Source organism: Serratia sp. NPDC078593 (genome assembly GCF_050268245.1).
In the GTDB taxonomy this organism is placed as follows: Bacteria; Pseudomonadota; Gammaproteobacteria; order Enterobacterales; family Enterobacteriaceae; genus JBNNGK01.
Genome location: NZ_JBNNGK010000006.1, coordinates 205984 through 220349, shown reverse-complemented (window position 1 = coordinate 220349; position 14366 = coordinate 205984). Strand labels below are relative to the sequence as shown.

Annotated in this window: 11 protein-coding genes, 1 rRNA gene and 1 pseudogene; 8 read left to right on the top strand and 5 right to left on the bottom strand. The window is 48.9% G+C overall.

Going from position 1 to position 14366, the window contains the following annotated elements; all coding sequences use genetic code 11:
* Window positions 1-85: ribosomal RNA gene (gene rrf, locus ACQKDS_RS09675) — 5S ribosomal RNA — on the top strand; the annotation flags it as partial.
* 292 nt (window positions 86-377) lie between these two features.
* Here the strand turns inward: rrf and ACQKDS_RS09670 are convergent.
* The 5 genes from ACQKDS_RS09670 to trxC all read right to left on the bottom strand — a co-directional run bounded on the left by ACQKDS_RS09670 (window position 378) and on the right by trxC (window position 6302).
* Window positions 378-707 carry a YfiM family lipoprotein gene (locus tag ACQKDS_RS09670; RefSeq protein WP_399669252.1) on the bottom strand — a complete coding sequence of 110 codons (330 nt, stop codon included), beginning with the start codon at window positions 705-707 and terminating at the stop codon, window positions 378-380.
* Between the two features lie 151 nt (window positions 708-858).
* The gene (gene pssA, locus ACQKDS_RS09665; protein WP_399669250.1) at window positions 859-2214 is read right to left on the bottom strand and encodes a CDP-diacylglycerol--serine O-phosphatidyltransferase; all 1356 of its coding nucleotides are present in this window, start codon (window positions 2212-2214) and stop codon (window positions 859-861) included.
* Window positions 2215-2368: 154 nt separating this feature from the next.
* Window positions 2369-5020, bottom strand: coding sequence for a bifunctional acetate--CoA ligase family protein/GNAT family N-acetyltransferase (locus ACQKDS_RS09660; RefSeq protein WP_399669247.1), 2652 nt, complete (start codon window positions 5018-5020; stop codon window positions 2369-2371).
* 32 nt (window positions 5021-5052) lie between these two features.
* A complete protein-coding gene (locus ACQKDS_RS09655; protein ID WP_399669244.1) occupies window positions 5053-5757 on the bottom strand; it encodes a tRNA-uridine aminocarboxypropyltransferase in 705 nt (234 codons plus the stop codon).
* A 125-nt stretch (window positions 5758-5882) separates the two neighbouring features.
* A complete protein-coding gene (gene trxC, locus ACQKDS_RS09650; RefSeq protein ID WP_399669241.1) occupies window positions 5883-6302 on the bottom strand; it encodes a thioredoxin TrxC in 420 nt (139 codons plus the stop codon).
* Between the two features lie 1018 nt (window positions 6303-7320).
* Here trxC and ACQKDS_RS09645 point away from each other — a divergent pair.
* The 7 genes and pseudogenes from ACQKDS_RS09645 (at window position 7321) to ACQKDS_RS09615 (ending at window position 14311) form a co-directional block, all read left to right on the top strand.
* Complete coding sequence (locus ACQKDS_RS09645) at window positions 7321-8019, top strand: DUF1120 domain-containing protein (RefSeq protein ID WP_399669238.1); 699 nt, start codon at window positions 7321-7323, stop codon at window positions 8017-8019.
* Window positions 8020-8104: 85 nt separating this feature from the next.
* Window positions 8105-8905 (top strand): fimbria/pilus chaperone family protein, encoded by an 801-nt coding sequence (locus tag ACQKDS_RS09640; RefSeq protein ID WP_399669235.1) that lies wholly within the window; start codon window positions 8105-8107, stop codon window positions 8903-8905.
* A gap of 12 nt (window positions 8906-8917) precedes the next feature.
* Window positions 8918-11038, top strand: a pseudogene (locus ACQKDS_RS09635) (fimbria/pilus outer membrane usher protein); the annotation flags it as partial.
* Window positions 11039-11080: 42 nt separating this feature from the next.
* Complete coding sequence (locus ACQKDS_RS09630) at window positions 11081-11362, top strand: FimD/PapC C-terminal domain-containing protein (RefSeq protein WP_399669277.1); 282 nt, start codon at window positions 11081-11083, stop codon at window positions 11360-11362.
* A gap of 21 nt (window positions 11363-11383) precedes the next feature.
* Complete coding sequence (locus tag ACQKDS_RS09625; RefSeq protein ID WP_399669232.1) at window positions 11384-11767, top strand: hypothetical protein; 384 nt, start codon at window positions 11384-11386, stop codon at window positions 11765-11767.
* Window positions 11768-12083: 316 nt separating this feature from the next.
* Complete coding sequence (locus ACQKDS_RS09620) at window positions 12084-12788, top strand: DUF1120 domain-containing protein (RefSeq protein ID WP_399669229.1); 705 nt, start codon at window positions 12084-12086, stop codon at window positions 12786-12788.
* Window positions 12789-13222: 434 nt separating this feature from the next.
* Window positions 13223-14311 (top strand): tRNA/rRNA methyltransferase, encoded by a 1089-nt coding sequence (locus ACQKDS_RS09615; RefSeq protein ID WP_399669226.1) that lies wholly within the window; start codon window positions 13223-13225, stop codon window positions 14309-14311.
* Window positions 14312-14366: the final 55 nt, after the last annotated feature.

The following is a 14366-nucleotide window of genomic DNA, read 5'->3' as shown; positions in this document are numbered from 1 at the left end:
ACCCCATGCCGAACTCAGAAGTGAAACGCCGTAGCGCCGATGGTAGTGTGGGGTCTCCCCATGCGAGAGTAGGACACTGCCAGGCATCAAATAAAACAAAAAGCCCTGCGTGTAAACGTAGGGCTTTTTGTTTTAGCTATTACGCGGAGTGCTGTTCGAGCATGGGCATGCGACCAATCTGTCGGGAACAGATTGGAACGCCGCTTAGGCGGCGGCCCCAAAGGGGTGAGTCTCAGGAAGAGACGAATAGTGTGGACACTGCCAGGCATCAAATAAAGTAGAAAGCCTCATGCGAAAGCATGGGGCTTTTTGCGTTTGTAGTGAAAAAATAAATAACACAGCGAACGCCGCCGTTTTTTCAGTGTGATTGATATGGTTCAGTGGGTTACCTGATAGATGCTATACCCGGTTGCGGCCCCCGCCACATCCCAGACAAAGTCTTTCCAACTCCAGCCGGAGCCGCCGGGGCGACTATCATAAAACTCTTTGGCTGCTCCAAGCCCGATAGAAAACATCAGGCCGAAACTGCGACTATGGGCTTCGCTCCAATTCTGATGATCGCCATAAGCGCTACCGGCGGCGGCCAATACGGCTGATGCGGCAAAATGTTGAGCCTTGTCTTTACCTGTCCAACTGTCATTGGCCCAATGGCTACAACCACTGAGTGCTAGCAGGGGAATTAAGAGCAGTGAGCGAAACGAACGCATAATGAAAACATCCTGTTGTCATGGCGTATAAAAAACCCGGCATAAGCCGGGCAACGTTAAACTGAGCAGTAGGATTTTTACCGCTGAGGCCGCTCTCAACTCATATCAAGCTGCCAGCTTATGCCGAGGCTACAAAGCAAGTATAGCGATATTAAAGTATACGGCTAATTAATCGATCAATACGGATGCGACGTAAACGGCGGATCAGTTTGCGCACTTTCACCGGATACTGCTGGATGCTTTCCAGCTCTTCGAAATGATTAACGATGGTGGTGTGGGTGCGGATGTGATCCAGCTCTTTATTACGTTGCTCACGCATTTCCTGCTTAGGATCGTGGATCAGAATGGCGTTTTCTAGATCCAGGCGCCAGGCGCGTGGATTGAGATTATTACCGGTGATCAACTGCCATTCATCATCTACCCACATCCCTTTCAGGTGATAGCTGTTTTCACCATCTTTCCACAGGCGAACAATCAACTGCCCGGTATCGACATAGCGCTGCAGACGGTTCAGAAAACGGCGTAGGTTAATTTCGTACAAATACGGCAGAGCACCAATAATTTTGAAAGGCTGATCTTGCGGGATGTAGAAATCGTTGGCGGTCTTATCACCGACGATGATCTCGACCTGCTTGCCTTGGCGCAGCAGATAAATAATATTACGCACCAGCAATGCTGGCAGATTGAAATAGGGTGTGCACAACGTCAGTTTCTGATCGGTACAGGACATCAGATGGTGAATCGTTTTATTCAGTACACTCTGTTTGCCCAAGCCAACCAATGGCGTCACTGCCAATTCATTATTATCAGCCTTACCGGAAAATTGATAACCGGCTCGTCGCAAAGCAGAGCGGAACAGGCGCGTTTCATTCTTGATTTCCGGGCTTTTGGGTCGATCGCAACGATCCAAGCGCTGCACGGCACCTGCAGTCAGTAGATGCTGTTTAATGTAATCGATCATGGTGTCAGCCAGCATCCGATTGGTAATGAGCTGGTAACGGTCATAACGATATTTATCATGCTGATGCAGATACACATCATTCACGCTGGCACCGCTGTAAATGACGGTGTCATCGATGATAAAACCTTTCAGGTGCAGCACGCCCATGGCTTCACGGGTATTAACCGGGACACCGTACACAGGCACCAATAACTCGGGATACTGGTCTGCCATTGCGCAATACCAATCAGCATTGGTATTCGTCGCAGCGGCACCGATACGGCCACGCTGTGCACGATGCCAATCAACCAAGATGCAAATTTCTAATTCAGGACGACGTTGCTTAGCCTGATAAAGTGCGTTCAGAATATCTCGCCCAGCGTCGTCGTGCTCAAGATAAAGAGCCACCAGATAAATTCGTTGCGTCGCGTGGGCGATTGCATCAAGTAAGGCCGTACGATACTCAGACGGCGAGTAAAGAGTACGGAAATTAGCCACCGTCTGGGGGAGTTTGGGCAGTTGTGCAAGGTGTTGTTGATGTTTGCTACGTTTAAATTTTGACAACATCACAGTGCGCTTCTTCTCTCATAATTAAATGGCCGGAACGCCACATGCATTTAAAGTATTAATACGAATAATCGGTCGATAATACCACTAGTTGCTTCGATTGTGCGTATGTTTTGGTATTAAGTGATGGATTGGCGGTGCATTGCGACACAGGTCACTGCTCTTCGGCAAGCTGTAGAGGCAGGGTCAAATTGACGATACCGTCTTCTAATTGTACGTCAACCTCAAAGCCCAATTTTTTGGCCAGTGTCACCATGCCACGGTTATTCGGCATGGTGATGCCGGTTAAGCGTAACAGGCCGTGACGGCGGGCATAAGCGATAAGTTTTGCCAACAGCTGTCGACCCAAACCCAGACCTTTGAGGTCGGAGCGTACCAACACGGCGAATTCAGCATCATTATTGTCAGGATCGGACATCGCACGCGTCACCCCGATGATCTCGCCTTCATCACGGATGGCAACAAAAGCCATTTCCCGATCGTAGTCGATTTGCGTCATATTCGCCAAATCGTCATGAGTAAACTCATTGATTTCACTGAAATAGCGATAATAAAGATCTTCTTTTGTTACTTGTTCAATAAAGTGTTTTAGTGCAGGTTCATCTTCGGGCAGGATGGGTCTGAACAGGCAGTTTGAACCGTCTTTTAGCGTGATAGTTTCTTCCAGTTCATGCGGGTAAGGCCGTATGGCCAGCCGCGCTTGTGGATCGCCGCTAAACGGGGCGAGTTGCATCGAAACATCCAACAAAGTGAACTCATTGCCGGAGGCCAATACCGGGTGAATATCCAGCCGGGTAATTTCTGGGCAATCCAGAATCAGATTGGAAACCTGCACGAGCAAACGACTGAGCCCAGGAATATCTAATGGGCGTAATGTGCTGCGCCCACGAATTTTTCCCCCTTTCACCGCTTGCAGTACCAAATAGCGGGCGAGTGCCATGTTCAGTGGCGGTAGGGCCACCGCAACCTGGTTTTCCTGCCGCCATTCAATACCGCCTTCCCCCAGCATAATTAACGGGCCGAAGATCGGATCTTGCTCAACGGCGATGTGTAATTCTTGTGCGCCTGCGCGATTAGCCATGCTTTGCACTAATAACCCGTGGATTCGCGCTTGCGGATAGGTGCGCTTAACGCGATCGAGGATGGCGTCTGCAGCACGCTGAACCTCAATGGCAGTACGCAGATAAAGCATGACTCCCTGAACGTCTGATTTATGGGGAATATCCGGCGAACGCAGTTTCAGCGCCACCGGATAACCAATCTGCTCGGCGATGTGCACCGCTTCGGCACTGTCACCGGCAATCCAGGTGGGAAGGGTACTGAGCTCATAGGCTTGCAGGATCGGTTGCACTTCATGCGTGTCGAGCTGTGTTGCGCCTTCCGCTAGCGCCTGCTGAATTAACTGGTGCGCCTCGGCGGTGTTGGCGGTTAGCCCGAGCGGTAATGCCGGTGTTTCCTTCAGCTGCTTTTGGTTTCGCCGGTATTCGACCATATGCATAAATGCCGTCACCGCACCTTCTGGCGTACGATAGGTGGGGATACCGGCTTCCGTGAACAGTCGCCGTGCTTCTTGTGAAGAATATTCACCACACCAGTTGGTTAACAACGTGATGCGTTTACCGCGCGGGTGCTGGCGTATCGCGGCAATCAGCCTTTCTGCTGTGTCGGTGCCCGGCGCGGCGGCGCTAGGTGCGTGGATCAATAACAACGCATCATAATCGGTACTGTCGAGCAATGTTTCGACAGCCGCCAGATAACGTGCCGGCGTGGCATCATCACGGAGATCGATCGGGTTGCCAGCGTGGATAAACGCCGGCAGCGCGGTGCGCAACTTGGCTTGTGTTTCAGCACCAAGCGCGGCAAGTTTACCATTGCGGCTTAGCAGTTGGTCCAAAGCCATGGCAGCAGGCGCAGTGCCGTTGCTAATGATCATTAGCCGCTCACCCCGTAGCGGATGCATGTGACTCAGGGTTTCTACTGCCGAAAACAGCTCGTGAGTGTCTTGCACACGTAACAGCCCGGCACGCTGTATCGCTGCATCGTAGGCCGCATCAAGCCCTTGCTGGCTATTCAGCAAGCGCTGAACCTGTTGGCTGCGGCCGCTTTTGATCACCAGAATAGGTTTATTACGTGAGGCGCTGCGTGAAGCGGACATAAAGCGCCGAGCGTCGTTGATGTTTTCCAGATACAGCAGGATGGCGCTGGTTTTACTGTCGCGCGCTAAAAAGTCCAGCAAATCATCAACGTCAATATCCAGACTATCGCCGAGTGCGATGAAATAGGAGAAACCGACCTCACGTTGCTGTGCCCAGTCAAGAATTGTGTTGGCAACGGCGGCTGACTGCGAAATAAATGCCAGTTTGCCTTTATGGATAGGCACCGGTGAGAAACTGGCGTTGATACCTTGCCACGGCGCTAACAGCCCGAGGCTGTTTGGCCCCAACAAGCGAATGGCATAATGCTGGGCACAGGCTTTTAATTCGTCGAACTGATCCGGCGGAGAGGACAACACGATCGCCGTTTTGCAACCGCGTTCACCCAGAGCGGTAAGCAACGCAAGATTACGGTGAGCATGAGTACATAGCACGGCGAGATCGGGAGTCAGAGGCAGACTGGCGACGTTCGGGTAGGCCATTACGCCGCATACTGCCTTATAACGCGGCGTTACCGGCAATATTGGGCCGTTGAAGCCACCGCCTAACAGATTGCGCATCATCAAGTATCCGGCGCGCCCTGGTTGCTGGGAAGCGCCCAATACGGCGATAGATTTAGGACGTAAAAGCGCTTCCAAGCCTCGCTGGCTCATAACCCGACTCCTTGCAACGTTGTTGCTTGATTCTAGGCGTTTTGTGGCAATGTTGCTGTGACCGGTGCCTCCGGACGCGTAGGTTTCCCGGCTAAATATTGCTGACGGAAATAGTTGAAATGTTGGTTCAGCCCTACGGCGGCGGCACTATCCCCGGCTTGCTGTAACAAAGCGGCGGCGACTTCGGCGGTACAATGTTGTTCAGGGCGGCTGGCTTCACGCAGTTGATAGTCAGAGGCCGCCGCCACATTAAGCGAAAACACCGGAAAGCGATCGAGATACGGACTTTTTCGGAACATTTTGCGTGCTTCAGCCCAAGTGCCATCGAGCATGATAAATAACGGTGGTTTGCCGTTGCTGGGCAGCTCGCTACACACTGAGCGCTGCGGATCGGCGTAGGAAGCGGGAAACACTACATAAGGCTGGCGTGTGGGATCGTTGATGGCAGCCAACAACACTGGGTCGATTTCGGTACGTGACCAAAGAAACGCCTGGGTGTCCGGCAGAATATCAGCAATCAGACGACCGGTGTTGCTGGGTTTTAACGGTTCGGCACCGAACATGATCAGACAGAAGCGACTGCCAGCTTGCTGAGGGACGATGGTGTCACATAGGCAGTTTTGTTGCGGCAGTAAGCAACCCTGACAACGCGCCACGCGACAGCCGCGCGCCAGAAAAGGGCGAGTTGAGCGTTCCAAACGGCACTGGCGCAGGCGGAGTACGGCATTGTCGGTCATAGCGATCCTGATAAAAACCGCTATTGTAGCGCAGATAAAAGCCCGGCGGGAGTGATTGAGTGAGGGCGATAAGAGCCGTGGCCGCCGCGTGATGAGGTGCGGCGGCGCAAGCCGGTTTTTTTACGTTACACTAACTCGTTAAGCCAGTTGTCAAAAGGCGCTTTCGGCATTGCACCGTTAAGCATATCGACCACTTTTCCTTCACGGAACAACATAATGGTCGGAATACTGCGGATGCGGAAACGGGCGCTCAGTTCTGGTTCAGCCTCGGTGTTAATTTTAATGAAGCGAACTTTGCCGGCGCGTTCTTTTGCCACTTCCTCGAAAACCGGCGCAAAGTTGCGGCAAGGGGCACACCAGGGCGCCCAAAAGTCGATCACAATAGGCTGATCGTCTTGCAACAATTTGTCTAATGTCGCGCTGGTAGCGTTGATCACTTCACCGTCAAATAATTCATGACCACAGCGGCCACATTTAGCACCGTCGTTCAGACGATCTTCAGGGACGCGGTTAGTGGCATGGCAAGCGGTACAAACTGTATTCATGTTTACCTCGGAAACGAAAAGGTTAACTACTCATCGTTGATGGCAGATTATGTTTTCTATTGGCACTTATTATCGATAAAAGCTAATGATTGAACAAAGTGGTTTGTTAATACAGAGAAAATTCTTTGAAGAAGTCTAACCATAAGCGACATATATCCATCAAGGGGGCTACTTAGATTTATGGTAAAAAGGTGTTTAGCTAATCAATAATCATTCTTCAGGCGTGTCGATCCAGTTTTGTTATCGACGGCGTTATATGTTTGGTGCACTACCGTAGCATTTTCCCCAGTTGGATTTCGTAGTACTCATGCCCTTCGGCGCTACCACGATATGTTGTAAGTAGGAACGTAGTTTTGTCCCCAAAATCGGTCAGGTTTAGGGATTGATGCTGACCTAGTTGCTCCAGAGCAGGTAAATGATTGCGTTTTGGCGAAGACTCTTGTTGTGTAGAACGGCTAGGGCAGGTAGGTCATGCAAGGAGGTATGTACTACCATCGATCCTTTTCTATTAGCTAGAGCAAGGTAAAACGTCCATCTCCCTCCGTTTAAAACGAGAGTTTTGTCATAACAGCAGGGTTATTCAAGCTTATTGTCGCGATAACTTACTAGAAACCTAAACGAAACTGAAACGAATTGCACTTTCCCAAATGGGGTTAAAGGTGTTTGTTTCTATTTTGCTTCATGGTTGTGTTTTTTTTGTTTTTGTGCGTGTTTTTAACTTGTTGATTTTAATTGATTAAAGTGTGGTTAAGAAAATAATTATTAACATAGTTTAGTTAAACTTTTCTTAACTCCTTTTTTGATAGGTTTTTTCTATTGGTATAATAAGAATTGTCTCAATCTCTGTATTCCAAAATCCATCATCTTGGATTTAAAATCCTGCCCTTCGTTTTTTGTTGGTTTTTTATTTTGAAAATTTATTAAAATTCAAAATTAGATATTGCTTCGCGTGGTAATAACGGAGCAAGTATCCAACCCAAGGATGGTCAATCTGGTTGAATCTTGAAATGGTACATAAATGAAATTGTTTAAAATAACAGCATTGTCTTTTGTCTTTGTAACCTCTGCTGCTTCTCTTTCTACAATGGCTGCAGAAACAGCTCGAATTATGGTGAAAGGATCTATCGTTCCTACAGCTTGTTCGATCTCGGTTGATGGTTCAGTCGATTTTGGTCATTTGACCGAAAACGAACTAAAAGGAAAAACCCAAGAGCAAAATGCTTATCAGTTAGGCTATAAGCCCGTTAATTTTAATATTCAATGTGACGCCGCAGCGAAAGTAGCGTTATCAGCACAGGCTGATAATTTAGCTGCTGGCTCGGCGACTATCGGCGTTACTAGCCACGTTAGTGATACTGAAAAATCGACGCATACTAAGGTTGGCCAACTTGCATCTTTAGGGCAGATCGATGGTAAAGATATGGGATATTTTACCGCATCGTTAGCGAGTGCAACACTCGATAGTACCAGTGCCGATCTTATTTCCTCCCAAGACGGCGGTACTAGTTGGCAGGCGATTTCTGAGGCCGATAATCATGTGATGTACCAAGATGGTTCCGTATTCTATGGTTGGGGGAAAGGTAGCTCACCACGGGAAGCAACGAATATTGCTGGTGTTATCAATATCTCAGCTGCAATTGTTCCTGAGTTGGTGGAAAATATGAAAGACGTCATCCGCTTTAATACCAACACCACTCTTAGCTTGCAGTATCTATAAACCGGGTGTTTTGTCTGGCAGTTGCCTGCCAGACAATATTTATCCATTTATTTATTAATACCAATTTCTATGGGGTGTGTTTGTTATGTTTTTTCCATTATTAAATTATTTTAATTCCTTGAAGCAACGAATATCCGATAAATTTTCGCATGAGACTCAATGTTTTTTTAGAAATAAAAATATAAACCCAAAATGGGTGCTGTGCAGTTTAGTAGTGACCACAATATCGATTTTTTCTACCCAGTTACGTGCGTCTGGTGTATTACCAGAATCTTCTGCGGTTATTATTGACGAAGCGCAGAAGGGGGGCAGCATTAATGTTAAAAACACGGAAAATGTTCCGGTATTGTTATTCACTAAACTAGTTGAGTTGCCCGATGATCCGGCTCCGCGTCTGATCGTGACTCAGCCTGTAGCCCGTTTGGAACCGGGGCAATCCCAGCGAGTACGCTTTGTACTGAACACGGATACTCCGTTGCAGAATGAGCATATCAAGCGCGTTTATTTTGAAGGTGTGACCGAGCGAACCACGGATAACAGCCAAGTATCCGTTAGTGTGCGTCAGGATCTGCCGGTGATTATTGTGCCTAAGGGGCTGGCGGCAAAGCGTGATATGTGGCGCGATCTGAAATGGTCCGTTAGCGCAAACAACTTAAAAGTTGCTAACACAGGTCGCCATGTGGTGCGTTTAACACCGCAGGTCAAATTACAACCCTCAGGCATTCCGTTGTCTCTAAGCAAAAGTTACCTCCTGCCTGGCGAAACTCTGAGTGTCGCTATACCCGTCCGTGCTCGTTTAAGCGGTCAGCAACGAGTGGAGTTTTCTCCCGTCACTCGTTACGGATTTGGCGTCGGTGTACAGACTGCGACTCTATACGGGAAATAATTGCTCATTACCATGAAGACAAACCGCCATTCATTTCTAGCTACGACCACCATACTAGCCTGTATTGGATGGGGATGCTCTGAGTCGGCAGAAGGTGCTCAATTGACTAAATTTAGTGAAAGTCGCTTGAAAGCGCTGGGCATAGATCCGTCTACCGCTTCCTACTTTGCTAAAGGAGGACGATTTACTCCAGGTATTACAGATGTGGAGTTAGAGGTAAATGGATCATACCGTGGAATGACAAGGTTGGTCTTTGGTCACCAAGGTCAAATGTGTGCGGATGAATCGTTCTTTAGTTCTGCTGGTATTCGATTCGACTCCTCGCAATTTGAAAAGAGTAGAGACATAAATGCCTGCCCGCAACTTAACGAAATCTGGCCGACTGCCACTGTATCTTTGCTACCTGCAACTCAGGAAGTGCGTATTGTGGTGCCGCCTGAAGCGGTGGAGAAAGAAAATGACCTATCGCATTTCCAGCAAGGAGGGGTGGCTGGCCTGTTGAACTACGCTGCATATCGTTCATATTTTTCGTCGTACGGTAAAAACTCAAGCTTTAGTAACCTGAATTTGGAAAGCGGTTTTAATGCCGGTGACTGGATGGTACGTGGTGCGCATAACCTGCGTCAGAGTAGTGACGGTGGATTCACTTTCGAAAACGCGTACGTGTACGCGCAGAAAACGCTGGTGGATAGAAAGCAATTGTTGATGGCAGGACAAATCAACTTTTCCAATAATCTGCTGTCCGGGGCATCTATAGATGGTATGCAATTAATTCCACAGTCTGCGCTGAGCAGCAAAGGAGAAGGAGTACTGGTGCGTGGGATTGCCCGCGCAGACCAGTCTCGAGTGGAGGTCCGCCAAAATGGTATCTTGATTTACTCTACTCTGGTACCCGCAGGCCCTTTTACGTTAACAGAATTGCCCGTACTGAACAGTACGAGTGACTTACAACTCAGAATGATAACCCCAGTTGGACAGGAAGAAGTGTATACCATCACTGCTGACTCATTTCGTAGGCTAGTGCCAAAGGCACCAGAAACGTGGTCTTTGGCGCTGGGGCGCCTACATGCTGAGAATGTTAACCAGAACTACGAGCGGCCTTGGGTAGCAAGCCTGTCTGATGGTTGGGCGCTTTCTCAGCGAGTATTACTGGATAGCGGGGCAATTGTTGCTTCTGACTATTTTGGTAGTGGGGTGGGGATTACCGTCAGTCCACGTCCAGATATCTCTATGGGTCTGTCTGCCGCGTTGAGCCAAGATAATAACCATGGCTTACAAGGTGCCAAAAGCACCGCTTCGCTAAACTGGCAAGCTCCGCTGAATCTCGGATTTGGTGGCGATATTACCATGTATTCTCCAGGCTATCGGGAGTTGATGGACTCGGTTTCTAACAGTGATAACCCATATAGCCGCACCAGCGCAGGTATAAGGATGAATTGGCACCAAGCGTTGGTGGGTAATATTTCGCTTTCTGCCAGTCAAACTCGCCAAGGGGATAACCGTGGGGATAATCGACGGCTGATGGCAACCTGGAACCGAAGTTTTGGCTTTTTGTCTGCCTCGGTAAGCTGACAGCGCCAAAGCCAGAGCTCACGCAATTGCAATACTGCCTATCGGTGTCGTAATACCGATCGCGATAGTTTGTTCGTTAACCTTAGTTTGCCGCTGGGTGCCCAGGTAGTCAGCAGTTATTACCGCCATACACCTGATTCAGCCGCTGCGGGTCTGCAAACAAGTGGCGACCTGACTGAAAACAGTAATTGGTCATTAGCAGCGGAACACGGTATGAAACAAGATCATGATACTAGTCTGTCGGGGAGCCTGAACGGCAACCTGCACTATACCACTGCCGGTGTGTATGGTTACGTTGCGACGAACCATACCCGTAATTATTCTGGGACTTTGTCCGGCGGTATCGTAGTCCATCGGGAGGGGGTAGTGTTCTCGCCGCATAAAGTTAACGATACCTTTGGAGTTGTGGCGGTGGAGCCGGCTGTCAGCGGGGTAGAAATCAATACTTCACTGGGAAAAGTGTGGACTGACTGGCGGGGTAAGGCGGTCGTCCCGAGATTACCTGCTTATACTGCAGGGCGGATAGAGTTGAATACCGAACAATTACCAGAAAATACCGATGTCAGTAATGGCTACCGGCAAATCGTAGCGGGTCACGGTGCGGTGACCAATACGCACTTTCTTTTACAGCAAACGCGTAACGGGCTGCTAACAGTGAAGTTGAAAGATGGTTCGCTGTTGCCTAAAGGCAGTGCGATTACTTCACAAGATGGTAGCTATGTGACGACGGCGGTTGATGCTGGCACGGTGTTTCTTACCGATTTAAATGATAAACGCCCGCTGGTGGCACATTGGCAGGAGCAACAATGTAGTTTGCTTTATTCCATACCGGAAAAATCACCAAGGATGAACACCTATGAAAATATCACCGCAAAATGCAGTTAATCGTATAACAAAGGTGGATGTGTGAATCGGGGAATTATCCTATTAATAGGTTGGTTAAGTCTTGCTGTTTTGCTGTGTTTTTCTTCTTCTCGCAGCATGGCTCAAAGCTGTCAGGTGGTAGCGTCACGCCCTGAGATACAGTTGGGCAAGCAACGCCATGCAGCCAATGTTGCAACGCTGTTTACCCAACAGGACGTCACCGTTGTTGTTGAGTGTGTGGGAGACGAGCCTATCGCTTTGCTGGTTGACGGCACACCGCATGAGGACGGGCAACACTTTCGCTTTGGTGCTATGGGGAGAATGGCTCTATCGCTAATGGCAGCACAATATGACGGTGTAGATACCAGACTGAGCTTGACTTCAGCACAAGGGGGGAGCGTTTGTTATTTACCGGCTCGTCGATGAGACTGCATCCGGGGAGTCAACTTACTACTCTTACACCAACCGCAACGGGGAAGGGGGCTCATTTACTAACCCTACAGTTGCGTTTGGATTTTCCAGCCTCGGGGGATGAGGGACAGATACGCGATCTGACCGAGTTAGGGGCTTTGATAAGGTTTGATGCTAGGCAGTATTAGATATATCCAAGTGATTTCAATATGTAGGTAGTTAATTTCCAGTATTTAAAAGGCTACGGGAATATTGCCTTCGTTTTAGTTTATGGAAGTGGTATTTAATCTAAGGATGGCTAATTTTAGTTAATCTTAAAAATGGTACATAAATGAAAATGTTTAAAATGACGGCGTTGTCTTTTGTTCTTATTACCTCTATCGGTTCATTCTCTACAATGGCAGCGGAAACCTCACAAATTTCGGTGAAAGGCGCGGTGTTTCCTTCCGCCTGTTCCATTTCTGTTGATGGTGCAGCTGATTTCGGTATTTTGAAAAAAAATGAACTGCAAGGAAAAAATAATCCGGAGGATGGATACCAGTTAGGTTATAAGCCTATTAATTTTAATATCCAATGTAACTCTGCGGCCAAATTGGCCTTATCCGCGCAGTCTGATCTTTTAGATTCTCAAACGAGCGAGGTTAATGTTCAAAGCTACCTTAATGAGGCTGAGTCAGAGACGAATTCGCTACCTGAACAACGTGCTTCATTGGGAGTGGTTGATGGTAGAGACATCGGTTTATTTACTGTATTACTGGCCAGTGTCAGCCTGAATGATAAAAGCGCTGAGATACTGTCTGACAATAGTAGTCATGGGAGCAATTGGGAAGTCGTCACAACTAAGCTGGGGCATTTGATGTTTCAGGATAGCTCCATAATGCATAGTTGGGGAAGCACTGAGGGCATCCCATTGGAAGCCACGAATATTTCTGGTGTGATTAATATTTCCGCTGCACTTGACCCTAAAGTTGTAGACGTGGTTAAAGATGCTATCGATTTTAATACCGGGACTACCCTGAGCCTTCATTACCTATAAACCACCGCGTATTGTCTGGCAGTGGTCTGCCAGACAATGGTTACCGGCTAGACATAGCGGAGTTATCTGTATCAGTTGGCAACTTACCAGTAACTTTGCGCCTTCTCGGTATGGTGAAGGACATTAATGAGTATGGAAGCGCGTTGTGACAAAGAGGGGGAGCTTGTTCATTAGGCATACGTAATGATCGTGAAGTAAGCTACGTTTTCACTATGCTGATAAATGCTGGTTTGAATGAATTAAATAGCTACCTATTTCACGTTATCACGGTGATGTGCTGCATTTTTTCGTTTTTGTTACGGGTCTATACTGCAAGGAGTATGCTTATATGTTGTCGCGGCGCAGCTTGAATTGTTTTGGTGAACGTCCAAGTTAGTGGCTTAGTACACAGACATCAGGTAATCTTCGCGCCTTGCGCGTTGGTGGAGAAGACAATGAACGACTCATTTAGTGGCAAGAACGGTAAAGTTAAAGTGATGTACGTCCGTAGTGACGACGATAACGGCGACGATCGTAACAAGAATAAGCGTCCGGCTGGCAAAGGCCGCCCGGCAGACAATGCTCGCGCTGGCCGCCCAGGCCAGGATAAATCGCGAGGCGGCAGCGATCGTCGTGGTACCGATTCCCGCCGCAATGATAGCGATCGTCCTCGTCGCCCGGCGCGTGCAGAAGATCGCGGTGGATACGACTCACCGTGGAAAACGGTGTCTCGTGGGCCGGAAGACGAACCGGCGTTTGATCACGGCGGTATCAGTGGTAAAAGCTTTATCGATCCAGAACAGTTGCGCCGTCAGCGTGCGGAAGAAACGCGCGTTTACGGTGAAAACGCCTGTAAGGCGCTGTTTGCCAGCCGTCCAGATGCGATTGTGCGTGCTTGGTTTGTGCAATCTGTCACACCGCGTTTTCGCGAAGCGCTGCGCTGGATGGCGGCGAACCGCAAAGCTTACCACGTCGTCGATGAAGAGGAGCTGGCAAAGGCGTCTGGCACTGAACACCACGGCGGCGTGTGCTTCCTGATCAAGAAACGTCAAGGGTTAGATGCGCAAACCTATCTGAATGATGCCCCGGTAAAAGACTGTGTGCTGGCGTTGGAAGAGGTGGGTAACCCACATAATCTGGGGGCCATCGTACGCTCTTGCGCTCACTTTGGTGTGAACGGGGTGCTGTTACAGGATCCCGCATTGCTGGAATCCGGTGCGGCGGTTCGTACCGCTGAAGGTGGGGCAGAACATATCAAAGCCATCAACGCGGATGACTTTTTATCGGTGCTGGACACCTTCCGAAAGGCGGGTTACACCATTGTGACCACCTCTAGCCATAAAGGTACCGCGTTAGCGCAGGCTACGCTGCCAGCTAAAATGGTGCTGGTGCTGGGCCAGGAACGCGACGGTTTGAGCGATAGCGCGTGGCAGCAGGGTGACATGAGCATTTCAATCGGTGGTACCGGTAAGGTAGAAAGTCTTAATGTGTCGGTAGCAACTGGCATTCTATTGGCCGATTGGTGGCGTCAGAACCAAGACTAGCGGTGTTTTCTGCATAAAAAAATGGGCGCGCCATAAAAGGTGCGCCCATTTTGTT